The following is a 23,688-nucleotide window of genomic DNA, read 5'->3' as shown; positions in this document are numbered from 1 at the left end:
GAAGATGCTGATCAATGGACCCGGCAACGGGTGGGGCCGACACACCACGACACACCTGAAAAGAATAGTGTTGAAAAGCATTCTCATTAGCGGTAATGTCGCCTCATCCACCCATTGCCATGGGCCGGAGCCGTCAAAGATGATTGTATGTGTCTGCAATGCCGTGCGCGAACGCCAGATTCGGGAGCTGGTGGCGCAAAGCGATACCCGCGTCCGTATGCGCGATCTGCGCGAACAGCTGGGTGTGTGCGGTGATTGCGGCAAGTGCGCACGGCGGGCCCGGGGGATCCTGCGCGACTGCGCGGATCGCGCGGGCGACCCGGTGGCCGGACACGCGCCGGCCGGGGGCTTCGCGGGCATTCCGGTGACGGCCGGGACCACGGCAGCGGGGGCCTGCGCGGCCACCTAGGGAACTCCCTGGTCCGGTGCGCCCCGCGCGCCCCTTCAGGCAACGAATTCGGGATCCAGCATGAATGCATTGATCGAGTCCCTGGCGGGCAAGCGCTTCGCCGGGTTTCTGGACGCGGGCGGGCCCGTGGTGGCCATCCTGCTGGTGGCGTCGGTGGTGGCACTGGCGTTCGTACTGGTAAAGCTCTGGCAGCTCTGGCAGCTGCGGGTGACCGACGTGCGTCCGGCCGAACAGGCCCTGGAGTTGTTCCACGGCGGGGACCCGGAGGCCGCCATTCGGCATGCCGAAGCCACGCCCAACCCCGCAGCGCGCGCAGTGGCGCGCGGCATCCGCGGACTGCGTGCCGGTGCCCCCGAGGCCATGGTGCGGGAAGAGGTCGTGCGTTATGGCAACGCGACCATCCAGTCCCTGCGCCAGGGTCTGCGGCCGCTGGAGGTGATCGGTGCGCTGGCACCGCTGCTGGGCCTGCTGGGGACGGTGATGGGCATGATCAGGGCCTTTCAAGCGCTGGAAGAGGCAGGCAGTCAGGTGGATCCCGCCGTGCTTTCCGGCGGGATCTGGGAAGCGTTGCTCACTACCGCCGTGGGACTGGCCGTGGCCATTCCGGTGGTGGCCGCACTGAACTGGCTGGAGACCCGGGTCGAGCGGGTGGCGCATCGCATGGATGACGCGGTCACGCGGCTGTTCACCGGCCAGCTGATGACCCCGGCCCCGCGCGAGAAGGCCGCGGATGCGGAGCCCGCCAGCCAATGACCGGTGACCCGGCGGAACAGCCGACGCTGGACACCGGTCGTCCGCGCCGGCGCAACCTGATCAGCCTGACGCCGTTGATCGACGTCGTTTTCATCCTGCTGGTGTTCTTCATGCTCGCCTCCAGTTTCCTCGACTGGCGCGCCGTGGAGCTGGAGGCCCCGGCCGAGGCCGGGGGAGCCGGCTCCATGGAAGGCGCAATGCTGGTGGAGGTGCGGCCCGATGACCTGCGTCTGGGCGGCATTGCGGTACCCGCCGCTGAACTGCGCGAACGCGTGTCCGCGCGGCTGGCGGAGGATGCCGACACCCGCGTGCTGGTGATGCCGGTGGCCGGGGTGAACATGCAGCGCACCGTCGAGATCCTCGAGGCGCTGGCCGATGCCGGGGTCCGCGACCTGTCCGTGATCCGGGAGGGTGGCTCATGATCGGCCAGCGTCGCCATTTCCAGGTTGCGCACCGGCCGCGCAACGACGACGAGAGCATACTGCCGCTGATCAACATCGTGTTCCTGCTGCTGATCTTCTTCATGGTGGCGGGGCAGCTGAGCGCGGTGGATCCGTTCGAGGTCGAGCCGGTGGAGTCCGCGGTGGATGGCCAGCCCGGCCCCGACGAATTCATGGTCATCGTGGGTACCGAGGGGCGCCTGGCGGTCAACCAGGACGAAACTGATCTCGAGGGCATGGCGAGGCTGGTGGCTGAGCACCTGCAGCGGCACGGCGATGCGGCGCGGGTGCGGGTGAAGGCCGACGGGCGCGCCGAGGCCGTCGAGGTGGTCGGCATTCTCGAACGCCTGCGCGAGGCGGGCGTGGAGCGCATCGATCTGCTGACCGTGCCGGAGACCTGAGGCATGCAGCCCGGCATTCGACACTGGGTGGTCGCGCTGATCCTGGCCGTGGTGCTGCACGGACTGGTCGCGATGGCCCTGTTGCTGCGCGAGCCACCCACCGGGGCCGAGGACGCCGGGGTCGGCGGCCTGGAGATCTCCATGGCGGCCGGGGGCTCCGCACCCCCGGCCGCCGCGGCGGAGCCGCCCGCGGAGACGGCCGAGGCCGAACCGGTCGAGCCCGAAATGCCCGAGCCCGCCCCGGCCGAGCCGGTCCGGCCGGAGGAGGCCGAGGTTCGGGAACCGGAACGTCAGCCCGTCCGCGAAGCGGAGGAGGTCGAGCCCGAGCCCGAACCGGAACCGGAACCGGAACCCGAGCCGGAACCCGAACCCGAGCCGGAACCCGAACCCGAGCCCGAACCGGAGCCCGAACCGGAGCCCGCTGGCACGGCCGAGACGGTCGCCGAAACCGATGCCGTGGCCGATGAGCCGGGCGAAGCGGATCCGACGGCCGACGAGTCCGGCCCCTCCGGGGACGCGGAGGGGGCTGCCGAGACGGATGCCACGGGCGGTGGCGACCCCGGGGCGGAGAGTGACTACCTTGCCGAACTGCAGGCCTGGATCGAGCAGCACAAGCGCTATCCCAGAGCGGCCCAGCGTCGCCGGCAGGAAGGTACCGTGGAGGTCCGGCTGCAGCTCGCCCGTGATGGTTCGGTGATCGACTACGAGATCCAGGAGAGTTCCGGCTCGGGGATCCTGGATCGCGCGGTGGAAGACATGGTGCAGCGGGCCGACCCGTTCCCGGCGCCGGACAGTATCGGTCTGGACGGCTACGAGATCGTGGTGCCGGTGAATTTTTCGGTGCGCTGACGAACGACGGATCGACGCGTTGTGGAGGCAGGCGAGATGACACGAAAGCGGCAGATTCACGGCGGACTCGCGGCAGGCGTGCTGGGGCTGGTCCTGGCGCTGCCGGCACTGGCGGAGGACGGCGGCGGGATCGGCGTCCAGCTGAACAAGCTGGAGCCCGACGGCGACGACTGTCGCGCCCATCTGGTACTGGAGAACGGCCTGGATCAGGCGCTGGAGTCGCTGCAGCTGGATCTGGTGGTGTTCGGCGATGACGGCATCATCCAGAGCCGGACGCTGCTGGAGATGGCACCGCTGCGGGCGGGGAGCACCGCGGTGCGGGCCTTCCGCATGACGGATACGTCCTGCGATCGCGTCGGCCGCATCCTCGTCAATGACGTCGCAGCCTGCGAGGGCCCCGACGGCGCGGTCGCGGACTGTGCCGACCGCATCGAGATCGAAAGTCTGGCGGATCAGCCGCTGATTCGTTGAGTTGTGTTTCGGGCAGCTCCGCTCCGGAGCGGCTCCGGAGAAGACGTGAAGACCTCACGGGTTCCGTACGCGGACGCCAGCCGCAATACCGTGGACTACCGGCGGTCGAACGCCTGCAGCGAATGGCTGCCCGGAGCTTCCATGACCTTTGACTTGGACGATCGCTGGCAGCTGCTGGCCGGTGTGCATCGCGGCTTTCCGCCGGCCGGAGGCGGAGCCGGGTCCGGTACCGCCCCCGAGACCAGTATCAACTGGGAGCTGGGCGGGCGCTATATCACCCCCGGACGATTTCCGCAGGAATGACGCACCGGTGCTGAGCTGCAGGGGTTCCTGATCCCCGGTCCCCGCTCGCAGGTTGCAGGCGGGAAGCAATAAAAGGCCCGATCGGGGACGGTTCCCGATCGGGCCTTTGTGGCCGGGGAATGCGATGGCATCGCCCGGCGGAGCTTTCGGGGCGCGATCAGAACTGGGGTTCGTCGTCGCCTTCCATGTCGCCACCCATGCCGTCGTCCATGCCATCGCCTTCGGGCTCCATTCCCTGGCCACCCATGTCACCTTCCGGCGGGGCGCCTTCCTGCATGCCGCCTTCCATACCGTCCTCGGCCGGCGGCGCGCCTTCTTCCATCTGCTGTTCTTCGAACTCGTCCATGCCCATGTCGTCACCGCCGCAGCCGGCGATCAGCAGGGCAAAGGGCACGATGGCGGTGGCAGCCAGCAGTTTCGTGGAACGTTTCATTGAGGTCCTCCTCATTGGGACAAGGGTAAGAATCAGGGACAGGGTCCCGTTACCCCTGTGTCTCCTGCCCCCGGGGGTGAGTTCCCGACTCGCGCCCGGCGGATCCGCACGCAAGCGGGATGCCGGTGAAAAAATGAGAATGGCGTCACGCTCTGTGGTTCGCGTGCCCGGTCGCCGTGGGGGACATCGACGCTGCGTTGTCCGGTCGGTACATTGCCGGCCGACATGTCCCGAACCGAGTTCGCACCATGAATGCATCAAATGATCCGCGCGGGCTGCTCGAGCAGGCGCGCGCGGCCTGGACGGACGGAGACACCGCGCGGGCGGTGGACCGCTGGCAGCAGGCCGCCACCGCGGGTGATCCGCTCGCGGCCTACAACCTGGGGGTGCTGCTGGATGAAGGCACGCATATGCCGCGCGACCCGGCGCGTGCCGCGATCTGGTATCTGCAGGCGGCCGAGGCGGGCTGGCCGGATGCCGCGTTCAATCTGGCGGTGCTGTTCGAACAGGGCGACGGCGTGGAGGCCAGCCCGAACGAGGCGGCGCGCTGGTTCCATGCCGCCGCCGAGGGCGGCAATCCGCAGGCGATGTTCAACCTGGGCCTGAAGTTCGACGAGGGGCGCGGGTTGCCGCAGGACGCCGAGCAGGCGGCGCAGTGGTATCTGCTGGCGGCCGAGGCCGGCGAGGGCCGCGGGGCCGCCAACCTGGCGCGGCTGTTCGCGATGGGCGAGGGCGTGGAGCGCTCGGATGTCTCCGCCTTCAAGTGGTATGCGATCGCGGCGGAGATGGGCGTGGCCAGTGCGGCGCGCTATCGCGAGCGGGTGGCACGCGAACTCAACGCGGACGAGCGGCTGCATGCGGGGGAGCGGGCGCAGGAGTGGCTGGCGGAATTCCCCCGGCGCGGGGATGCCTGATCTCGCAGGGCGGTACCGCCGCGGTCAGACGACGATGTTCAGCTCGCGGCGGGGTTCCTCGGCCGGACCGGCAAAGCTGAAGGCCAGTTCCACACGCCGGCGCAGGGCCTCGACCCCGGAATCCTCCAGTGCGCCACCGTCGGCGATGCGCTCCTCGCCCGGACGGGCGTCGTCGGTCGTGCCGGACTGAAACGCCTCGATCTCGGCCGCCAGGCGCGCCTGGCCGGCCATTTCGCGGTCGTTGCGGGGCAGGACCAGGTCGGCACGCGGGTCGCCCTCGTCCCCGTTGCGGTTGCGCTGCTGCTCGGCGCGGTCCTCGATCGGACGGCGCGCGGCCCCGGCTTCGGGGTCGTTCAGCGGGCGATCGAACTCCGATGGCGCAGACAGCTGGCCGAGACCCAGGCGGTCCGAACCGCTCGGCCGGGTGGCCGGGACGGTCGGCGGTGCCGGATTGGTCAGCGGTGCTTCCATGGTGTCCCTCGCTTCCGCGTCAGGCGCGGACGTCGAGCAGGCTCCCGATCATGCGGTCTTCGGCTTGCAGGGTCTTCACGTTCGCTTCCACGTGACGCTGGCTCGCGCTCATCTCGACCATCGCCGTGTTGCTCTGGCGGCTGCCGGCGTTCTCGGTGGCCACGGTGTGGGCCTGCTGACGCATCTGCGTCATGCCCTTCTGGATGCCCTGCAGGCCGCTGCTGCCGTCGATCATTTTCCGGTCCGGATTCGCGCTTGTTTCAAATTATAGACCAGACCCCGGGAGATATGCTAAGGGCGCTCAGGAAGCCGCGGGGGCAGCCCCGAGATGTTCGGCCAGGCGGGCCGCGACCCGTTCGCGGGCCGTGGCCTGTCGTTCCAGCCATCGGGTCAGCCGCGTCTGGCGCTGCCCGGCATCCGGCAGGGTCGAAAGGGTCTCGAGAATCGCCCCGGCCACGGCATCGGGATCTTCTCCGCGGCGGATCAGGCCGGTGGTCTCCGCGGCGCGACGCAGACGGACCTCGTCTTCCGGGGCGTCGCCGCTGGCGGCCGGGCCGGTCACCACGGCACTGCCGCAGGCAAGGGGGCGTGCCAGATCCGGCGGGGTCCGCGTGGCCGCCAGGGTACCCCCGGGCAGGGTGATGTCGGCGCAGGCGTAGGCGGCCTGCAGGGTCTGCGGATCCTCGATGTAGTAGACCCGGTTCTTGCGCGGGACATACGACGTCATGAACCGGTTGTGGCGCACGATCGGCAGCGAGTACTTGATTGCGTCGCGGTAGACCGGCTCGTGGCGTTCGGGGTCCGCCGGCGCCAGCAGGAGCAGGGCGGCGGTCTTCTGCAGGACCGCGAACAGTACTGCGAAGGCGAACGCCTCCTCGTCCGGGCCGGTGTTCGGGGCCAGCAGGATCGGGTGGCCGCGCTCGCGGTATTCGGCGAAGCGTTCGCAGAACGCGCGCTCGGGATCCGGGTCTTCCGGTGCGGGGGGCAGGGATACGGCCCCGGCGAGCGGGTCGCCGGTGGTCTCGGCGCCCAGTGCCGGGTCCACGGCGCCATCCCGTGCGGACAGCACGGTGGCGAAGGTGACCCCTTCCGGGGCGGGGCCCTCGGCGTTGATCCAGGCCACGCCGGCCCCGGCGGCCACGGTGGCCCGCAGCGCCTCGCCGGGGAGATCGACCGGGCCCAGCAGCACCACGGCCCGGGGGCGCAGGCGGGCCAGGCGCACCGGGGCGAGTTCGGGGGGCAGGGCCACCGCCGGCAGGTCATCGGGGGCTCCGGGCACGGCGGCCTCCCTGTCGCGGGGGGCATCGCTGACGCCCAGCAGCAGCGGGCCCAGGGCCTCGCCGAGACCGGCGAGCCAGTCGGGCGCCCGCGCGAGTTCGCGGTGCGAGGCGATGATCAGGGTGCGGCCGGTGTATGCGGACGGGACCGAGCGGGCCGTGATCCAGGCAGACAAACGTGAGATCATGCGTGATCGGACGCGGGGCGCCGGGTGGTTTGCGAGCCGCCCAGTATAGCGACCCCGCGAGGATTCGCGCAGGGGTGGCTCGGGAGCAGAAGTCGGCATGAATCTACGCTGGACCATCGGGGCGGTCGTCCTCGCGGGCATTCTGGCCCTGGCGATGTTCGTCTACATGCAGCCCGGCGGGCAGCAGACCCGGCAGTTCGAGAGCCTGCCCTGGCAGGTGGAGGTGCTGGACCGGCAGCACACGCGGGTGCTGGGGATTACCCTGGGCGAGACCACCATGGCGGATCTCATGGGGCGGTTGCCGGTGCCCGAGATCCGGATGTTCGAGGATCCCGACGGGACGCGCTCGGTGGAGGCGTATTATGTGAACGCCCGCATCGAGCCGTTCGAGACCAACCTGATCCTGCGCCCCGATCTGGACGAGGCCGACCTGGACCGTATCGAGGCGGGGACGACCTCCGAACGGCCGATGCCGTCGGGTGCCCGGCGCTACGGCCTGGACGACGACACCCTTGCATCGCTGGGTAACGTGCCGGTGGTGGAGATGAGCTATATTCCCCGGGCACGCTGGGACGCGGATCTGCTGCGCCGGCATTTCGGCGAGCCGGCCGAGCGCATGCAGATCGACAGCGACCACGCCTACTGGCTTTATCCCGATCAGGGTGTGGCCGTGCTGCTGCCCGACCGCGGACGGCCGACCATGCACTACACCACGCAGGAGCGCTGGAGCCGGGTCGAGCAGCGCCTGCAGGAAGAGGGGCGCCGGCGGCTGGGCGAAGAGGACCACCGGGCGGAGACGCCGTGAGCGGCGAACGGCCCTTTTACCAGCGCCCGCTGGAGGAACTCGACGCGGCCGAATGGGAGGCCCTTTGCGACGGCTGCGGGCGCTGCTGCCTGCACAAGTTCGAGGACGAGGATACCGGCGAACTGGCCCACACCTGGCTGGCCTGTGACCTGCTCGACTGCGAGACCGGCCATTGCTCCGACTATGCCCGGCGTCGCGAGTCCGTGCCGGACTGTCTGCAGCTGACCCTGGAGAAGGTGGCGCAATACGACTGGCTGCCGCCCACCTGCGCCTATCGCCTGCGCTTTGCCGGGCAGCCCCTGCCCAGCTGGCACCCGCTGCTGACCGGCGATCCGGACAGCGTGCGCCGCGCCGGGGTGTCGGTGGCCGGGCGGGTCCTGCGCGAATGCGATGCCCCGGATCTGCCGATCATCGATTACGTGGTGGACTGGCCGGGCGAGGTTCCGCTGGCTGCCCGCCTGTTGCAGCCGGCGTCGGATGCCACCGGGGGATGCGAGTGATTCAGCCGCGGCGCAGTGCGGCCGCCAGTTGCCGGGGCGCGGTGCCGGTCTGGCCATCCAGGTAGGTGGCCAGGCGCTGCGAGAAATCCGCCGGTACCGAGTCGCGTACTGCGTCCATCGCCTCCAGCCACTGCCAGCGCGCCGCCAGCCGCGGGAAGGATTCGGGGTCCCAGGGGCTGTCTTCGTGGGTGAGCAGCGCGTAGCGCATCAGCAGCGGCGCCAGGGTCGCGTCCACCAGCGAGAACTCCGCCCCGGCCAGCGCGTGGTCGTCGGCCATCTGGCGTTCCAGTCGCTCCAGACCTCGTGCCGCCTCGTGTGCGGCCCGTTCGAAGGCGTCCTCGTCGGCCGCGGTCATCCAGCGGTACTGCGCGAAGGTCTGTTCCGACAGGTACTCGATCCAGGCGCGGGCCCGGGCGCGTTCCAGCGGTTCCGGAGGCAGGCGTTCGGGCGGGGTGACGGCGTCGATGTATTCGTTGATGACCGCCGATTCGAACAGGACCGTGTCCCCGTTCACGATCAGGATCGGGACCTTGCCCAGCGGCGAGCGTTCCCGGAACCAGTCGGGCGGGTCGGCGAGGTCGATGCGGGTGAGTTCGTACGGCGCTGCCTTGTAATTCAGCGTGATGAGGCTACGCTGGACGAAAGGACAAATATCGAAGCTGACCAGGTGCAGATGCGGAAAGTCCATGGCATGGCCCGGTGGCCCGCGGGCGACCGGTTCCCCCTCCGGAAATATCGGTGCATGAAGGCGGCATTCTGGTCGCTCCGGTCCGCGGATAAAAGCCCGGGCCGGCCTGTCCCGGGTGTGCGCGGGGTGTTCGGTACCTCCGCGCGGGGGTGCACATGAGCCGGACGGGTGCAGCGGCGCCTGCGTCCAGCCTGCGTCTGGACAAGTGGCTGTGGGCGGCGCGTTTCTTCAAGACCCGCGCCCTGGCGACGGAGGCGGTGTCCGGCGGCAAGGTCCATGTCAACGGCGAGCGCTGCAAGCCCGCGCGCAAGCTGCATCCGGGGGATCGCGTACGGGTGCACAAGGGGAGCTGGTCCATGGAGGTCGACGTGGTGGCGCTGGATGATCGGCGGCGCCCGGCGACCGAGGCGGAGCAGCTCTATACCGAAACCCCGGAGAGCCGCGAGGCGCGCGAGCAGGAGGCATCCCGCCGGCGGCTCGAACGCGAGGCACGGGCCCCGGCGCCCTCGGGGCGTCCGGACAAACGCGAGCGCCGCAAGATCCGGCGTTTCGTGCGTCAGGATCAGGGAGGAACCGATGAGTGACCGACGCCCGCGTACGCCGGCCCTGGCGGTGGATCTGGTGATCCGGCATGCCGCCGAGCCCGGCCGGATCCTGGTCATCGAGCGTCACAACCCGCCGCACGGGTGGGCGCTTCCCGGGGGCTTTGTCGACGTGGGCGAGAGCGCCGAACATGCCGCCGTGCGCGAGGCCCGCGAGGAAACCGGTCTGCAGGTCGAACTGCAGGCCCTGCTGGGGGTGTATTCGGCGCCCGATCGCGACCCCCGCGGGCACACCGTGAGCGTGGTGTATCTGGCTCAGGGGAACGGTCAGGCGCGGGCCGCCGACGATGCGCGTGACTGCGCCTGGCTGGATCCGGGCGACCCCGGTCTGCCGCTGGCCTTCGATCACCGCCGCATCGTGGACGACTACCTGCACTATCGCCTTACCGGCGAAGTGGCTCCCCTGAGAACAAGGACGGATTAGCTGTTAAGATACGCTCCCGAAGCCATTCTGACGGCCCTGTGTGACCCGCCCTGATACCGAAATCCCGGCCCCGGCCGAATCCGATTCCCGCGACGACGCTTCGCGCGCCGGCGATGAACACGTCGTGCCGCGCGTCTATACCCGCGAGGAACACGGCATCTCGCGCGCGGCCATCGACAACAACGCGCTCAAGGTGCTGTACCGCCTGCGCGACGCCGGGTACCGCGCCTGTCTGGTCGGCGGCGGCGTGCGCGATCTCCTGCTGGGGCGCGAACCCAAGGACTTCGACGTGGCCACCGACGCCACCCCCGAGGAAGTCCGCGGGGAGTTCCGCAACTGCCGACTGATCGGTCGGCGGTTCCGGCTGGCTCACGTGCTGTTCGGCCGCGAGGTGATCGAGGTCGCGACCTTCCGTGCTCCGCACGATGCCGGTGGGGACGATGACGACGACGACGGCGACGTGGTCCTGAGCGACGACGGCCGCATCCTGCGCGACAATCGCTACGGCACCATCGAGCAGGACGCCCTCCGGCGCGATTTCAGCGTCAACGCGCTGTACTACGACATCAACGACTTCTCGGTGCTGGACTACACCGGCGGCGTCGAGGACCTGCGCGAAGGCGTGCTGCGCCTGATCGGCGACGATCCCGAGACGCGCCTGCGCGAGGATCCGGTACGCATGCTGCGGGCCGTGCGTTTCTCCGCCAAGCTGGGGCTGCGCATCGACCCGGCGGTGGACGATGCGATGCACCGGCTGGCGCCGCTGATGCGGGAGGTCGCCCCGGCACGGCTGTTCGACGAGGTGATCAAGCTGTTCCACAGCGGCGAGGCGGTCACCTGCCTCGACGAGCTCGAACGCTTCGGCCTGTTCGAGGCGATGTTCCCGTCCACCGCCGAGGCCTTCGACGACCCCGACGATCCCGAGGCCGGTCTCAGCCAACGTGCTTTCCTGGTCGAGGCGCTGCGCAACACCGACAAGCGTCTGGCCGAGGACCAGGGCGTGCACCCGGCGTTTTTGTATGCCGCGCTGATGTGGGCGCCGCTGCACTGGGAGGCCACGGCGCGCATCGAGGAAGGCGAGGATCCGGCGCCGGCCTGGGATCAGGCGATGTCCCAGATCCTCGAGGAACAGGGCGAAACCGTCACTATCCCGCGGCGTTTTGCCCTGGTGATCCGCGAGATCTGGGAGATGCAGAATCGGCTGGAGACCCACTCCGGGGCGCGCGCCCTGAAGCTGCTGACGCATCCGCGTTTCCGCGCCGGTTACGATTTCTACTGCCTGCGGGCGCAGGTGGGCGAGGCCGACGAGCAGATCTGCAGCTGGTGGACCGAACTGCAGGAAAAGGACGAAGCCGGACGCAAGGAAATGAGCGGGGCCTCCGGCGGGGATGGCAAGCGCAAGCGCCGCAAACGCAAGCCGCGGGGGCGCGCCGGCGGTTCGGGCGCAAAAAAGGCGGGGGAAGGCTCGGCATGACCCGGATCCAGTCCGGCGGGCGCACTGCGGCCGTGTCGGCCTACATCGGCATCGGCGCCAACCTGGGGGATCCGGTGGCACAGGTTCGCGGTTCCTTTGCCCGCCTTGCCGTTGAGGTGCCCGATACGCGGCTGGCCGGACGCTCGCGGCTGTACCGCAATCCGCCGATGGGACCGCCGGATCAGCCGGACTACGTCAATGCCGTGGCCCGGCTGCATACCCGCCTGACGCCGCGCGAACTGCTGCATGCGCTGCAGGCCATCGAACAGCGCTGCGGGCGCGTGCGCGACGGCCAGCGCTGGGGGCCGCGGCTGCTGGATCTGGACCTGCTGCTGTACGGCGACCGGGTGCTGGACGAGCCGGGACTCGCGGTGCCGCATCCGGGGGTGGCCGAGCGCAATTTCGTGGTCCTGCCGCTGCAGGAGCTGGCACCGGGGCTGGAGATCCCCGGGTGCGGCCCGCTGGCGGCGCTGGCCCGTGCCTTTGACCCCGCCGCCCTGATCCCGGTGGAGGAGTCGGGCGACAGTGAAGCGGAGGCCGCCGCGGTGGAGCCACCACCGGGCCGCCGCGCGGGGGCGGGCGCATGAGCCTGGGCCATTTCGACTTCATCGCGGTCGAGGGGCCGATCGGCGTCGGCAAGTCCTCGCTGGCGCAGCGGCTGGCGGAACACCTGCGCGCGGAGCTCCTGCAGGAGGCCCCCGACGAGAACCCGTTCCTGGAACGTTTCTATCAGGATCCGGCCAAGCATGCCCTGGCCACCCAGCTGTATTTCCTCGTGCAGCGGGTCCGCCAGCTGACCCCGGTGGCGCAGAAGGGGCTGTTCCAGCAGGCGCATGTGGCCGACTACCTGATGGACAAGGACCCGCTGTTCGCCGAACTCAATCTGGCCCCGGACGAGCTGGAGATCTACCACGAGATGTTCCGCCGGCTGCGCCAGGGGCTGCCGCAGCCGGATCTGGTGATCTATCTGCAGGCGCCGGTGGACGTGCTGCAGGAACGCATCCGTCAGCGCGGACGGGCCTATGAACGCCGGATCGAAACCGCCTATCTGGAGCGGCTGAACGCCGCCTACGCGGATTTCTTCTATCATTTCGAGGGACCGGCGCTGGTGATCGTCAACGCGACCGAGATCGACTGGGTGAACAACCCGGCCGATTTCGACCAGCTGCTGCAGTTTCTCGAACCGATCCAGGGCGGGCGACACTACTTCAACCCGCTGCCGATCACGCTGTAGGGGACACGCATGGGGGCGATCACCGTCAACACCCTGGCCGAGCGTCGGCGGGCCGGCGAGCGCTTTGCCTGTCTGACCGCCTACGACGCCGCGTTCGCGCGCCTGCTGGACGAGCAGGGCGTGGAGGTGATCCTGGTCGGAGATTCGCTGGGCATGGTGGTGCAGGGGCACGCCACCACGCTGCCGGTAACCCTGGAGGACATGGTCTATCACACCGCCGCGGTGGCCCGCGGGGCACGCCGGGCCCTGATCATGGCCGACCTGCCGTTCCTGGGGGATGCCGATCCGGCCACCGCGCTGGCCCAGTCCGGGGCTCTGATGCGGGCCGGGGCGCACATGATCAAGATTGAATGTGGCGCGACGCAGATCCCGGTGGTGGAGCGGCTGGTGGATGCCGGTATCCCGGTGTGCGCCCACCTCGGACTGACCCCGCAGGCGGTGCACCGCATGGGCGGATATCGCGTGCAGGGGCGCGATGCCGAAGCCGCGGCCCAGCTGGAATCCCTGGCCGGGCGGCTGGAGAAGGCCGGGGCCCAGGCCCTGCTGCTGGAAGGCGTGACCGAGGGGCTGGCGACCGCGGTGGCGCGGGCGGGCGACGTGCCGGTGATCGGGATCGGCGCCAGCCCCGCCTGCGACGGCCAGGTGCTGGTGATCGCCGACGTGATCGGTCTGACCCCGAATCCGCCGCGCTTCGCCCGCGATTTCCTCGCCGAAGGCGGCTCGCTGGCCGGTGCGGTCCGGGCCTATGTCGGCGCGGTGCGCGAGGGGCGCTTCCCCGAGTCCGGCGTGCATACCTTTTCGTAGCGAACTCCGGTTCAGACGAGGCTCGGGACGGCCATGAGAATCCTTCGAGATCGACCACAGATCCAGGCGATGCGCCGTGAGTGGACCCGGCGCGGCAGCCAGGAAACCATTGCCCTGGTGCCCACCATGGGACACCTGCACGAGGGGCACATGACCCTGGTTCGCGAGGCCCGGGCGCGCGCCTCGCGCGTGGTGGTGTCGATCTTCGTCAATCCGCTGCAGTTCGACCGCGAGGAAGACCTCGCGAACTACCCGCGTAGCCTGGAAGAAGACTCCCGCCGGCTGGCGGATGCCGGCGTCGACGCCCTGTTCTGCCCGGACGAATCGGTGATGTACCCGGACGACGGGCTGCCGCCGGTGAAGGTGGTCGTGCCGGTGCTGTCGGAGATCCTCGAGGGGGCGTTCCGTCCGGGCCATTTCGACGGTGTGGCGACGGTGGTCGCCAAGCTGTTCAACCTGGTGCGCCCCGACATCGCCCTGTTCGGCGAGAAGGATTACCAGCAGTTCCGCCTGATCGAGCGCATGGTCGGCTCGCTGGACATGCCGGTGCGGGTGGATGCGGTACCCACGGTGCGCGAGCCGGACGGGCTGGCCTGTTCCTCGCGCAACAGCCGGCTGACCGCGGAGTCGCGCGCGCGAGCGCCGGCGCTCAAGCGCGTGCTCGACGAGGTCGCCATCGTCTGCCGGCGCGACCGCAGCGGCGCGGCCGACCGGGTCACCGAGATCGAGGCGGAGGCCTGCGACCGCCTGCGCGAGGCCGGGCTGGATGCCGAATACGTGGCCATCCGCCGGGCGATGGATCTCGCCGAGCCGGTAGCCGGCGAGGCCCTGTGCGATCAGGACCTCGTGATCCTCGGGGCCGCCTGGCTGGACAGCGTGCGCCTGATCGATAATCGCCGGCCCTGAGTCGGACGCGGGACATTGCCGCTCCCGCGTGCATCGCGCATAATTCCCGGCCCCGTGAAAAGACCGTTCGCCGACGGAAGACGCTTATGCTGGTCACCATGCTCAAGGGCAAGCTGCACAAGGCCCGGGTCACGCACTGTGAACTCGAGTACGAGGGGTCCTGCGCGATCGATACGCGTCTGCTGGAGGCCTCCGGGATCCTGCCGTTCGAGCAGATCCAGATCTACAACGTGGACAACGGCGAACGCTTCACCACATACGCGATCGAGGCGGAAGCCGGGTCCGGGGTGATTTCGGTCAATGGCGCCGCTGCGCACAAGGCATCGGTGGGCGATCGCGTGATCATCTGCGCCTACGGCCAGCTGGATGCCGCCGAGGCGCGCGAGTTCACCCCCGATCTGGTGTATCTCGACGCCGACAACGCCATCGCCCGCACCGGGCACGATATCCCCGTCCAGGCCGCCTGAGTACGGCATTATTGGCCCGGGGCCCTGCATGAGCCCCGGGCCCCGGCCAGTGCGTGTCCCGCTCCGGTCTCAGCCGGTGTTGCGCATCCCCGCGGCGATCGCGTTGATCGAGCGCAGCAGCGGCGAGATCCAGGGGTTCTCCCGGGCGTCCCCGTTCCCTTCGTTCTCGGCCTCGAAACCCCGTGACTGGCGCAGCAGGTGGATCTGGATGCTGTTGAGCGGATCCAGATAGGGGTTGCGCCGCTGCAGCGAGCGCGCCAGCAGGGGTGTTTCTTCCATCAGCCCGTCCAGCTGAGCCACCCGCAGAACCTCGTTGACGGTGCGGCTGTGTTCCTCGCGTACCCGCGAATAGATGCGCTCGGACAGGTCGGTGTCGTGCGACAGCCGGGCGTACTCGGCGGCGGTGCGCATGTCGGCCTTGGTCAGGGCCATCTGGCAGTTGGACAGCAGCGAACGGAAGAACGGCCACTCCTGATACATGCGCTGCAGCTGTTCCAGGCGTGCCGGATCGTCGCCGCGCCAGGTTTCCAGCGCGGTGCCGATGCCGTACCAGGCGGGCAGGGTGTGGCGCGACTGGGCCCAGCCGAAGACCCACGGGATCGCGCGGATCGAACTCTTGGAACGGTCGGTCTTGCGCCGGTGCGAGGGTCGCGAGCCGATGTTGAGATAGCCGATCTCCTGCACCGGGGTGATCTCGTAGAAGTAGTCGAGCGTGCCCGGGGTGTGGTCGATCAGATCGCGGTAGGCATCCTCGCCCAGGCGCGCCAGTTCCTCCATGGTCTCGCGGTAGTCGTCGCGGTCGCAGCGCGGCGGGCGGATCAGGCTGCGCGAGGCGAGCATCAGGCCGGTCGCGCCCATGCCCAGTTCGTATACCGCGGTCTCCACGTTGGAGTACTTGTACGACAGGACCTCGCCCTGTTCGGTGAACTTGATCCGACCCTGCACGGTGGCCGGGGGCTGGGCGAGGATGGACTCGTGGGTCGGGCCGCCGCCGCGCCCGACGGTGCCGCCGCGGCCGTGGAACAGCTGGCAGCGCACGCCGTAGCGGTCGGTGATGCCGACGATCTTCTTCTGCGCCTCGTAGAGGTTCCAGCTGGAGGCGAGGATGCCGCCGTCCTTGCAGGAGTCGGAGTAGCCCAGCATCACGTCCTGGACGTTGCCGGAGGCGGCCAGCAGGCGCGCGTAGACCGGATTCGACAGCAGGCCCTCCAGGACGTCCTCGACGTGCAGGAGGTCCTCGATGGTCTCGAACAGCGGCGAGATGCGCAGGTGACAGAAGGCGCCGTGTTCCGGGTGCTCGCCGGCCAGTCCGGCCAGGCGGCCCAGCAGCAGGACCTCCAGTACGTGCGAGGCCGCATGGGTCATGGAGATGACGTAGGTGCCGATGCCGTCCGGACCGACCTCGCCGCGCATGCGCCGGATGACCTCGAAAACTTCCAGGGTCTCGCGGGTACGTTCGTCGAGGGCGGCGCGATCGGGCTGCGGCAGCTCGTCGCCGCGGCCAATCAGCTCCGCCAGACACTGCTGACGGGCGGGCTCGTCCATGGCCGCGTAGTCCAGGGACGGATCGATGTGGCGCAGGATCTCGGCGACCGCCTCGGTGTGCACGGTGGATTCCTGGCGCACGTCCAGGTGATGCAGATGGAAACCGAAGGTCTCCACCAGGCGGATGAGGTCGGTCAGCGCGCCGCTGGCGATATTGCGGTCACCGTGGCTGATCAGGGAGTCACGGATCAGCTTCAGGTCCTGCAGGAAGGTTTCTGGCGTGGCGTAGGCGCTGTTGGTCGGCAGCACGGCGGCCTCGCCCCGGATCCGCCGGGTGACCGTGGCCAGGGTTTCCTGCAGGCGGTAGCGCATGATGTAGAGCTTGCGCCGGTAGGGCTCGGTCTCGAAGCGGTCGGAGGCGCCCTGGAACACGGCATTGGAGATGGTCGAGTCCGCCTGAAGGCTGGCGAGGAATTCGGCCGATGGCTCGCACATGTAGGAGGAGTGGGTGAGGACGTTGCGCAGTTCGTTGACCCGCTTGATGTACTCGCGCAGCACCTGTTCCATCGCCAGACGCGAGGCCAGTGCCGTGACCTCCGGGGTGACGTTGGGGTTGCCGTCGCGGTCGCCGCCGATCCAGGAGCCGAAATGCAGGAACGCGGGGATCCGCATCGGCAGGGAGCCGTCCGGGTTGACCCCGTAGATGCGGCGGATCGCCTTCTCGAGGAAGCGGTAGCTCTGCGGCACCGCCTCGAACAGGCTCTCCTCGAAATAGAACAGGCCGTACTTGATCTCGTCCTGGACCTCCGGCTTCCTCACCCGGACCTCGTTGGTGCGCCACAGGATCTGGATCTGGCCTTCCAGCTCCTCGGTGATCAGGCGACGTTCCTCGTCGCCCAGTCCCGGCTGGTTGAGGCGGTCGGCGGTTTCGAACACCCGGCGCTGGTTTTCCATGGTGGTCCGCCGCCGGGCCTCGGTGGGATGCGCGGTGAACACCGGCTGGTAGTGCAGCTGCCCCAGCAGTTCCTCCAGTTCCTGCGCTGTGACGCCGTCGTCGTGCAGTTCGCGCAGGGCCTGGTCGAAGGAGCCCAGCCACAGCGGCTCGCCACTGGAGACCTGGGCGCGGCGCCAGCGGTAGAACAGGTCTTCCTCGGCGATGTTGACCAGCGAGAAGTAGATGCTGAAGGCACGGATCACGCGTTCGGTCAGGGTCGTGTCGAACTGCGTGATGTCATCCATCAGTCGCTGGCGCAGCTCCGGGTCTTCCTCCTTGCGCAGGCTGACAAATCCACGGCGCAGGGTTTCCACCGCGTCGAAGACGGTCTTGCCCTCGAGTTTCCAGATGACGTTGCCCAGCAGTTCTCCGAACAGGCGCACGCGCGCGCGCAGTTCCTTGTCCTGGGGCAGGAAACGGTCGTTGTGATCGGCTTGGTTCATGAGGCGGCCCGCGCAGCAGGGGGCCGGCCGCAGCCGGCCCCGCCGTGGTGGTTGCTTGCCTGCCGGCCCGTGCCGGTCGGCGGCGAAAGCCGGCGATTATAGCGCAGATGCGCCCGCGCGCGCCCGGGGGCGGTGTGCGCGATAGAGTTCGAGATAGGCCCCGGCCGCGACCTGCCAGTCGAAGTTCTGCTGCATCCCGGTGCGCATCAGCTGTTCCCAGCGGCCGTCGGCGCGGGCATGGTAAAGCGCCAGGGCCCGCTCCAGGGCGTCGCCGAGCGCCGGGATGCTGTCGGGTGTGAAGCTGAATCCGGTGGCGGTTCCGGCCTCCAGCGCTTCGGGGGTGGCGTCGACCACGGTATCGGTCAGGCCGCCGGTGGCATGCACCACCGGCGGGGTGCCATAGCGCAGGCTGTAGAGCTGGTTGAGCCCGCAGGGCTCGAAGCGCGACGGCATCGCGAACAGGTCGGCACCGGCCTCGATCTGATGCGCCAGCGGTTCGTCGTAGCCGATGTGGACACCAACCCGCCCGGGGTGGGCCCGCGAGAGGGCGCCCGCGGCGTGCTCCAGGTCCGTCTGTCCGGAGCCGACCAGCGCCAGCTGGATGTGCCCGGCCTCGGCCAGCGGGGCGGCCACCGCCAGCAGCAGGTCCATGCCCTTCTGCTCGACCATGCGCCCGACGTGTCCCAGCAGCGGGATGTCCGGGTCTTCGGTCAGCCCCAGGCGGCGCTGCAGCGCGGCCTTGCAGGCGGCCTTGCCGGAGAGGTCGTCGGGGTCGTAGGCGGCGGCGATGTGCGGATCGCGGGCCGGGTCCCAGGCGCGGTAGTCGACGCCGTTGAGGATGCCGTGGAACACGTTGGCCCGGGCGCGCAGCACCCCGTCCAGGCCCATGCCGTGTTCCGGTTGCCGGATCTCGCGGGCATAGGTGGGCGAGACCGTGGTGATGGCGTCGCTGAACATGAGGCCGGCCTTCATGAAGGACAGCTGCTGGTGGAACTCGACGCCGTCCGGGTGCCAGAGCTCGGCGGGCAGACCCAGTGCGGTCGCGGTTTCGGCCGGAAACAGGCCCTGATAGGCGAGGTTGTGGATGGTGAATACCGACGCCGGTGCATCCCGCGTGCCGCAGGCCTCGCGCAGGTAGATCGGCAGCAGGCCGCATTGCCAGTCGTTGCCGTGGACGATCTCCGGGGTCCAGTTCAGCCCGGCGTCATCCGCGGCCACTCGGGCCACCGCACGGGCGAAGCCGGCGAAGCGCTGCGCGTTGTCCGGCCAGTCCTGGTCGTTGGAGGCGGTGTACGGGTTGCCGGCGCGCTGGAAATATTCCGGCCAGTCGACCAGGTAGACCGGCATGCGCGTGCCCGGTAGATGGCCCTCGATCAGCTGCCACGGAGCGTCTTCCGGTCCCGGGTGGGTGACCGGCCGGCGCAGGCGCTGCACCGCCTCGGGGTAGGCCGGCAGGATCAGGCGCGCGTCCTGTCGCCGGCGCCGCAGGGCGACAGGCAGGCTGGCGCTGACATCGGCGAGACCGCCGGTCTTGACCAGTCCGAAGACCTCGCTGGTGGCGAAAAGGATGCGCATGACGGCTTCTCCGTAACGAGACGTTGAGTGTAACGCAGCCGGCCCCGGTGAATGGCAATGCAGGCTGACGGCTGCCGGGTGGCGGATTATGCTGTATCGACACCCCCCGACGTCGAGGTAGCCGCATGAACCGTTCCCACCGAATCGCCGCGCGCGAGGTCCTGCAGAACGAAGCCCGGCGCCTGGAGCCGGAGCATCTGCGCGAGCTGCTGGAGCGCGAGCCGGAACGGGTGGAGCGCGATGTCTGCGAGGTGGCCGGCCTGCGCCTGGACTGGACGCGCCAGCGGCTGGATGCCGATGCCTGGGAGGCGCTGTTCGCGGCGGCGCGGGCCGCCGATATCCCTTCGGCGCTGGGGCGGCTGTTCGGGGGCGAGCGGGTGAACGTGACCGAGGGGCGGGCCGCGTTGCACACCGCGTTGCGCCTGCCCCGCGAGGCTCGCTGCGAGCTGGACGGCGAAGACGTGGTGCCGGCGGTGCATGAGGTCCTGGACCGAATGGAGGCGTTCGTGACGGCGGTGCACGACGGGACGCACCGGGGATTCAGCGGACGGCCGATCGAGGCGGTGGTGAACATCGGGATCGGGGGCTCCGATCTGGGGCCGCGCATGGTCTGTCGCGCGCTTGCCGACCATGCATGCCCGGCTGCCGGGGGAAGCCCGCTGGACATGCATTTCGTTTCCAATGTCGACGGCGAGGCCCTGTCCCGGGTGCTGCGCGAAGTGGATCCGGAGACTACGCTGTTCGTGGTCGCCTCCAAGACCTTCACGACTCAGGAGACCCTGACCAACGCCCGTGCGGCCCGCGAGTGGCTGGTGGAGCATGCGGCCGGCGATGCGTCCGCGGTCGCGGCTCATTTTGTGGCGGTTTCCACCGCGCGCGAGCGCGTCGAGGCCTTCGGTATCTCGCCCGAACGCATGTTCGGTTTCTGGGACTGGGTGGGTGGTCGTTATTCGGTATGGTCGGCGATCGGCCTCCCGGTGGCCCTGATGCTGGGGGCGGAGGGCTTCCGCCGCTTCCTGGCGGGGGCCCACAAGATGGACGAGCACGTGCGCACCGCTACGGTAGAAGACAATGCCGCGGCGCGCATGGCCCTGGTGGACCTGTGGAATCAGGACACCCAGGGGGCGGAATCGCGCGCGGTGCTGCCCTACGACGAGCGGCTGTACTTCCTGCCGCCGTATCTGCAGCAGGCGGAGATGGAGAGCCTGGGCAAGCGGGTGCGGCTGGACGGCACGCCGGTGGAAGGGCATACCGGGGCGCTGGTCTGGGGCGCAGTGGGCACCGATGGGCAGCATGCGTTCTATCAGCTGCTGCATCAGGGTACGCGGCGGGTTCCGGCGGAATTCATCGGCGTTGCGCGCGCCGAACACGACCTGCCGCAACAGCACCCCATGCTGCTGGCCAATCTGGTGGCCCAGGCCGAGGCGCTCGCCCTGGGGCGCAGCGAGGACGAGGCCCGGGCGGAGATGGCCGCCGCCGGTCGTGATGCGGCCGAGATCGAGGCGCTGGCGGCGCATCGCAGCTTCCCCGGCGACCGGCCGAGCACGCTGATCCTGCTGGAAGACCTGGATCCGGAGCGCCTGGGCGCGCTGATCGCCCTGTTCGAGCACAAGATCTACGTGCTTGCGAGCCTGTGGGAGATCAACGCCTTCGATCAGTGGGGCGTGGAGCTGGGCAAGCAGCTGGCCGGCCGGGTGCTGGCGGATCTCGACCCGGCCGGCGAGCCGGGTCCGCACGACCCGGCGACCGCCGCCAGCATCGACTGGCTGCGCCGGCACATGCGCTGAAGCGCCCGCGGAGGGACCCGGCGGCGCGCGTTCAGGCCTGAATCGCGTCTTCGTCGTCCGGCAGCACCGGGACGTCGGTGGGCAGCGTGATGGTGCGGGTCTCGCCGTCCAGCCAGAAGCGCAGTTCGGCTTCTTCGTCGTCCGGGGTGGTTCCCACGGCCTCGAGGAAGTCGATCGGGGTTTCCGGGCTGCGTCCGTTGACCTCCAGGATCAGCGCGCCCTGCTCCAGGCCGGCCTCGGCGGCGGCTCCCTCGGCACGGCTGACGAGGACGCCGGGCTCGTCCGGCAGGCCCAGGGCCTCGCGCAGATCGTCGCGTGCTTCGATTACGGTGATCCCCAGCGCGGTGACGATCTCGTCGTCACCGGGGGGCTGGAAATCGAAGGGGACGTCGGCCTCGAGGATTTCCGGCGCCACCGCGATGGGCGCGCCGGTGCGCACTGCCAGCGCGAGGGCGTCGCTGGGCCGGGCATCGATCCGCCGCGGTGCCCCCTCGCCGGGGACACGCAGCTCCAGCATGCCGAGATAGGTGCCGTCTTCCAGCCCGTCCACGATGACCCGTTCCAGCTCCGCGTCGAGTTCGCGCAGCAGGTCGACCATCAGGTCGTGGGTCATGGGCCGCGGTACGTCGACATCCTGCATGGCCAGGAGGATGGCGCGGGCCTGGTCGGTGCCGATGACGATGGGCACGACGTCGGCGGATTCGGGGTCGCGCAGCAGGGCAATGGGCAGGCCGCTATGCGCGTCCACCCCCACGGTGGCCAGCTCCACCGGCAGGAGGGTGTCCGGGTCGCTGGCCGGCTCGCGTGCGTCGGCGTGAGAGGTGGCGGCCACGGCGCCGAGGAGCAGCCCCAGGGCGGTGGCCCATGCAGCGATCCGGGAGCGGGCGGGACGATGCGGGTAGCGGGACATGGGGGCTCTCCGTAAAAGGGACCTGAATACGGATCATGGCAGTCCCGCACCCGCGGGGTCCATCGCGGACCTGAGGAACGTGCGGTCTTGCACGTGGGCGCTTCGGGCGTCGTTTATGCTGGGCCGGAACCCGCACACCGCAGACCGGAGAACCCCATGGAAGTGACGCAGCGCCCGTATGCCCCGGCGGCCGAACAGAACCGCGAGCCGATCCTGGGGATCCTGGAACAGTGGTTCATCCGTCCGGGTGCCCTGCTGGAGCTGGGGGCGGGGACCGGCCAGCATGCGGCTTTCATGGCGCCGCGCCTGGGGCATCTGCAGTGGCTGCCCACCGATGTCGCCGAACACCTGCCGGGGATCGAGGCGTGGCGGCGCGAGGCGGCGGCGCCCAACCTGCAGCCGCCGCGCGCGCTGGATGTCGCCGCTGATCCCTGGCCGGACGGTCCGTTTCGTTACGTCTACAGCGCGAACACGGTCCACATCCTGCACTGGCCGGGGGTGGAGGCGCTGTTCTCCGGGGTCGCCGGGGTCCTGGAACCGGACGGGCTGTTTGCGCTGTACGGGCCGTTCGCGCACGACGGGGAGCACACGGCCGAATCCAATGCGCGCTTCGACCGTTCTCTGCGCCAGCAGGACCCGGGGATGGGGGTGCGCGATCGCGCCGACCTGGACGCGCTGGCGAGCGCCTGCGGCCTGACCCGGGAGGCGGTGGTGGACATGCCGGTGAACAACCAGATCCTGATCTGGCGGCGGGATACGGTCTGAGCCGTACGGTTTGTGGACCGGGTCACTGTCCGGCGGGAACTTCGGGCGAGGTGGCGACACCAATGGTTGACCATGAAATGGCCATGGAAATGGATCCAGGGCGACTCATAGGATTAGGCGATCGGTGTGATTGATATAATAGAATTCACATCATAAGAATTCGCCGATATAGTGATGCACATGATCGATAACGATCATCTGCCACTAACCGAATCAACGGAACCAAGCAAAGGAGATAGCGATATGACGCTTCGTCTGGGCGATACCGCACCGAACTTCCAGGTCGACACCACCACCGGCAAGATCGACTTCCACGAGTGGATCGGCGATTCCTGGTGCTTCTTCTTCAGCCACCCGGCCGACTTCACCCCGGTGTGCACCACCGAGATGGGTCGCACCGCGCAGCTCGCGAAGCAGTTCGCGGACCGCAACGTGAAGCCGCTGGGCCTGTCCACCGATACGGTGGAAGAGCACAACAAGTGGATCGAGGATGTGAACGACACGCAGAACACGACCCTCGAATTCCCGATCGTCGCCGACGCCGACAAGAAGATCTCGGAACTCTACGAGATGATCCACCCCGGCGAGAGCGACACCGCGGCGGTGCGTTCGGTCTACATCATTGATCCGAACAAGAAGATCCGTCTGATGATGACCTACCCGATGTCGCTGGGCCGCAACTTCGACGAGATCCTGCGTGCCATCGACGGCCTGCAGACCGCCGACAAGCACGGCATCGCGACGCCGGCCGACTGGACCCCGGGTGACAAGGTGATCATCCCGCCGACGGTCAGCAACGAAGAAGCGCAGAAGAAGTTCCCGCAGGGCTTCGACGAGATCCGCTCGTACCTGCGCTACACCAAGGTCTGAACCTCCGGGTTCTGATCACCGGTCCCGGGGTTCTGCCTCCCCGGGC

At 69.1% G+C, this 23,688-nt stretch carries 28 protein-coding genes and 1 pseudogene; 21 read left to right on the top strand and 8 right to left on the bottom strand.

All coding sequences use genetic code 11. The features are described 5' to 3' along the window. Positions 1-139 precede the first annotated feature (139 nt). From D893_RS06365 to D893_RS06335, 7 genes and pseudogenes are all read left to right on the top strand, one after another. Positions 140-409, top strand: a complete 270-nt coding sequence (locus D893_RS06365) for a (2Fe-2S)-binding protein (RefSeq protein WP_018946563.1) — start codon at positions 140-142, stop codon at positions 407-409. Between the two features lie 60 nt (positions 410-469). Continuing rightward, the gene (locus D893_RS06360) at positions 470-1,162 is read left to right on the top strand and encodes a MotA/TolQ/ExbB proton channel family protein (RefSeq protein WP_077244734.1); all 693 of its coding nucleotides are present in this window, start codon (positions 470-472) and stop codon (positions 1,160-1,162) included. Beyond that, positions 1,159-1,584, top strand: a complete 426-nt coding sequence (locus tag D893_RS06355) for a biopolymer transporter ExbD (protein WP_018870592.1) — start codon at positions 1,159-1,161, stop codon at positions 1,582-1,584. Before D893_RS06360 ends, D893_RS06355 begins: the two co-directional genes overlap by 4 nt. Next, the gene (locus D893_RS06350; protein WP_110619386.1) at positions 1,581-2,003 is read left to right on the top strand and encodes a biopolymer transporter ExbD; all 423 of its coding nucleotides are present in this window, start codon (positions 1,581-1,583) and stop codon (positions 2,001-2,003) included. Before D893_RS06355 ends, D893_RS06350 begins: the two co-directional genes overlap by 4 nt. A 3-nt stretch (positions 2,004-2,006) precedes the next feature. Continuing rightward, on the top strand, positions 2,007-2,852 hold the full coding sequence (locus D893_RS06345; RefSeq protein WP_110619385.1) for an energy transducer TonB: 846 nt from the start codon (positions 2,007-2,009) through the stop codon (positions 2,850-2,852). 36 nt (positions 2,853-2,888) lie between these two features. Next, the gene (locus tag D893_RS06340; RefSeq protein ID WP_110619416.1) at positions 2,889-3,323 is read left to right on the top strand and encodes a Tat pathway signal sequence domain protein; all 435 of its coding nucleotides are present in this window, start codon (positions 2,889-2,891) and stop codon (positions 3,321-3,323) included. Between the two features lie 39 nt (positions 3,324-3,362). Beyond that, positions 3,363-3,596: pseudogene (locus D893_RS06335) on the top strand (TonB-dependent receptor); the annotation flags it as partial. Between the two features lie 187 nt (positions 3,597-3,783). Here D893_RS06335 and D893_RS06330 read toward each other — a convergent pair. Then, a complete protein-coding gene (locus D893_RS06330; protein ID WP_018946557.1) occupies positions 3,784-4,059 on the bottom strand; it encodes a hypothetical protein in 276 nt (91 codons plus the stop codon). Between the two features lie 248 nt (positions 4,060-4,307). Here D893_RS06330 and D893_RS06325 point away from each other — a divergent pair, with 248 nt between their 5' ends. Next, complete coding sequence (locus D893_RS06325; RefSeq protein ID WP_018946556.1) at positions 4,308-4,973, top strand: tetratricopeptide repeat protein; 666 nt, start codon at positions 4,308-4,310, stop codon at positions 4,971-4,973. Between the two features lie 24 nt (positions 4,974-4,997). Here D893_RS06325 and D893_RS06320 read toward each other — a convergent pair whose 3' ends face one another. From D893_RS06320 to D893_RS06310, 3 genes are all read right to left on the bottom strand, one after another. After that, positions 4,998-5,444, bottom strand: a complete 447-nt coding sequence (locus D893_RS06320; protein WP_077244112.1) for a hypothetical protein — start codon at positions 5,442-5,444, stop codon at positions 4,998-5,000. Positions 5,445-5,463: 19 nt separating this feature from the next. Continuing rightward, positions 5,464-5,679 carry a hypothetical protein gene (locus tag D893_RS06315; protein WP_018946554.1) on the bottom strand — a complete coding sequence of 72 codons (216 nt, stop codon included), beginning with the start codon at positions 5,677-5,679 and terminating at the stop codon, positions 5,464-5,466. Positions 5,680-5,745: 66 nt separating this feature from the next. Then, complete coding sequence (locus D893_RS06310) at positions 5,746-6,909, bottom strand: hypothetical protein (RefSeq protein WP_018946553.1); 1,164 nt, start codon at positions 6,907-6,909, stop codon at positions 5,746-5,748. Between the two features lie 97 nt (positions 6,910-7,006). Here D893_RS06310 and D893_RS06305 point away from each other — a divergent pair, with 97 nt between their 5' ends. Together D893_RS06305 and D893_RS06300 are read left to right on the top strand one after the other, a co-directional pair. Continuing rightward, positions 7,007-7,714: a hypothetical protein gene (locus D893_RS06305; protein WP_018946552.1), complete on the top strand. Its 708-nt coding sequence runs from the start codon at positions 7,007-7,009 to the stop codon at positions 7,712-7,714. Further along, positions 7,711-8,214 carry a YcgN family cysteine cluster protein gene (locus D893_RS06300; RefSeq protein WP_018946551.1) on the top strand — a complete coding sequence of 168 codons (504 nt, stop codon included), beginning with the start codon at positions 7,711-7,713 and terminating at the stop codon, positions 8,212-8,214. Before D893_RS06305 ends, D893_RS06300 begins: the two co-directional genes overlap by 4 nt. A 1-nt stretch (position 8,215) precedes the next feature. On the opposite strand, the gene D893_RS06295 is transcribed toward D893_RS06300, so the two are convergent. Continuing rightward, the gene (locus tag D893_RS06295; protein ID WP_018946550.1) at positions 8,216-8,902 is read right to left on the bottom strand and encodes a glutathione S-transferase family protein; all 687 of its coding nucleotides are present in this window, start codon (positions 8,900-8,902) and stop codon (positions 8,216-8,218) included. Positions 8,903-9,057: 155 nt separating this feature from the next. On the opposite strand from D893_RS06295, the gene D893_RS06290 reads away from it, so the two are divergent. The 8 genes from D893_RS06290 (at position 9,058) to panD (ending at position 14,813) form a co-directional block, all read left to right on the top strand. Next, positions 9,058-9,486, top strand: coding sequence for a S4 domain-containing protein (locus tag D893_RS06290; protein WP_018946549.1), 429 nt, complete (start codon positions 9,058-9,060; stop codon positions 9,484-9,486). Then, complete coding sequence (locus tag D893_RS06285; RefSeq protein WP_110619384.1) at positions 9,479-9,928, top strand: NUDIX hydrolase; 450 nt, start codon at positions 9,479-9,481, stop codon at positions 9,926-9,928. The genes D893_RS06290 and D893_RS06285 overlap by 8 nt, the downstream gene beginning before the upstream one ends. Positions 9,929-9,968: 40 nt before the next feature. Beyond that, positions 9,969-11,402, top strand: a complete 1,434-nt coding sequence (gene pcnB / locus D893_RS06280; RefSeq protein WP_018946547.1) for a polynucleotide adenylyltransferase PcnB — start codon at positions 9,969-9,971, stop codon at positions 11,400-11,402. After that, positions 11,399-11,989, top strand: coding sequence for a 2-amino-4-hydroxy-6-hydroxymethyldihydropteridine diphosphokinase (gene folK / locus D893_RS06275; protein WP_018946546.1), 591 nt, complete (start codon positions 11,399-11,401; stop codon positions 11,987-11,989). Before pcnB ends, folK begins: the two co-directional genes overlap by 4 nt. Beyond that, positions 11,986-12,636: a deoxynucleoside kinase gene (locus D893_RS06270; protein ID WP_018946545.1), complete on the top strand. Its 651-nt coding sequence runs from the start codon at positions 11,986-11,988 to the stop codon at positions 12,634-12,636. Before folK ends, D893_RS06270 begins: the two co-directional genes overlap by 4 nt. Before the next feature lie 9 nt (positions 12,637-12,645). Then, positions 12,646-13,440, top strand: a complete 795-nt coding sequence (gene panB, locus D893_RS06265; RefSeq protein ID WP_018946544.1) for a 3-methyl-2-oxobutanoate hydroxymethyltransferase — start codon at positions 12,646-12,648, stop codon at positions 13,438-13,440. Positions 13,441-13,473: 33 nt separating this feature from the next. Continuing rightward, a complete protein-coding gene (gene panC, locus D893_RS06260; protein ID WP_026288924.1) occupies positions 13,474-14,346 on the top strand; it encodes a pantoate--beta-alanine ligase in 873 nt (290 codons plus the stop codon). 86 nt (positions 14,347-14,432) lie between these two features. Then, entirely contained in the window at positions 14,433-14,813 is a 381-nt protein-coding gene (gene panD, locus D893_RS06255; protein WP_018871149.1) for an aspartate 1-decarboxylase, read from the top strand. A gap of 69 nt (positions 14,814-14,882) precedes the next feature. Here panD and ppc read toward each other — a convergent pair whose 3' ends face one another. Continuing rightward, positions 14,883-17,735 (bottom strand): phosphoenolpyruvate carboxylase, encoded by a 2,853-nt coding sequence (ppc, locus tag D893_RS06250; RefSeq protein WP_110619383.1) that lies wholly within the window; start codon positions 17,733-17,735, stop codon positions 14,883-14,885. Positions 17,736-17,831: 96 nt separating this feature from the next. After that, the gene (gene glgA / locus D893_RS06245) at positions 17,832-19,310 is read right to left on the bottom strand and encodes a glycogen synthase GlgA (protein WP_110619382.1); all 1,479 of its coding nucleotides are present in this window, start codon (positions 19,308-19,310) and stop codon (positions 17,832-17,834) included. Between the two features lie 125 nt (positions 19,311-19,435). On the opposite strand from glgA, the gene pgi reads away from it, so the two are divergent. Beyond that, positions 19,436-21,097, top strand: a complete 1,662-nt coding sequence (gene pgi, locus D893_RS06240) for a glucose-6-phosphate isomerase (RefSeq protein WP_110619381.1) — start codon at positions 19,436-19,438, stop codon at positions 21,095-21,097. Between the two features lie 31 nt (positions 21,098-21,128). Here the strand turns inward: pgi and D893_RS06235 are convergent, their stop codons facing one another. Further along, the gene (locus D893_RS06235; protein ID WP_018946539.1) at positions 21,129-22,007 is read right to left on the bottom strand and encodes a bifunctional nuclease domain-containing protein; all 879 of its coding nucleotides are present in this window, start codon (positions 22,005-22,007) and stop codon (positions 21,129-21,131) included. A 156-nt stretch (positions 22,008-22,163) separates the two neighbouring features. Here D893_RS06235 and D893_RS06230 point away from each other — a divergent pair, with 156 nt between their 5' ends. Next, positions 22,164-22,772 carry a DUF938 domain-containing protein gene (locus D893_RS06230; RefSeq protein WP_110619380.1) on the top strand — a complete coding sequence of 203 codons (609 nt, stop codon included), beginning with the start codon at positions 22,164-22,166 and terminating at the stop codon, positions 22,770-22,772. A gap of 243 nt (positions 22,773-23,015) precedes the next feature. Beyond that, positions 23,016-23,642 (top strand): peroxiredoxin, encoded by a 627-nt coding sequence (locus D893_RS06225; protein ID WP_019641719.1) that lies wholly within the window; start codon positions 23,016-23,018, stop codon positions 23,640-23,642. Positions 23,643-23,688 lie beyond the last annotated feature (46 nt).

It is taken from the genome of Thioalkalivibrio sp. ALE21 (assembly GCF_003208255.1).
GTDB lineage: Bacteria > Pseudomonadota > Gammaproteobacteria > Ectothiorhodospirales > Ectothiorhodospiraceae > Thioalkalivibrio > Thioalkalivibrio halophilus.
Note: the sequence above shows the minus strand (reverse complement) of the source record. Positions and strands in the feature narration are given on the sequence as shown.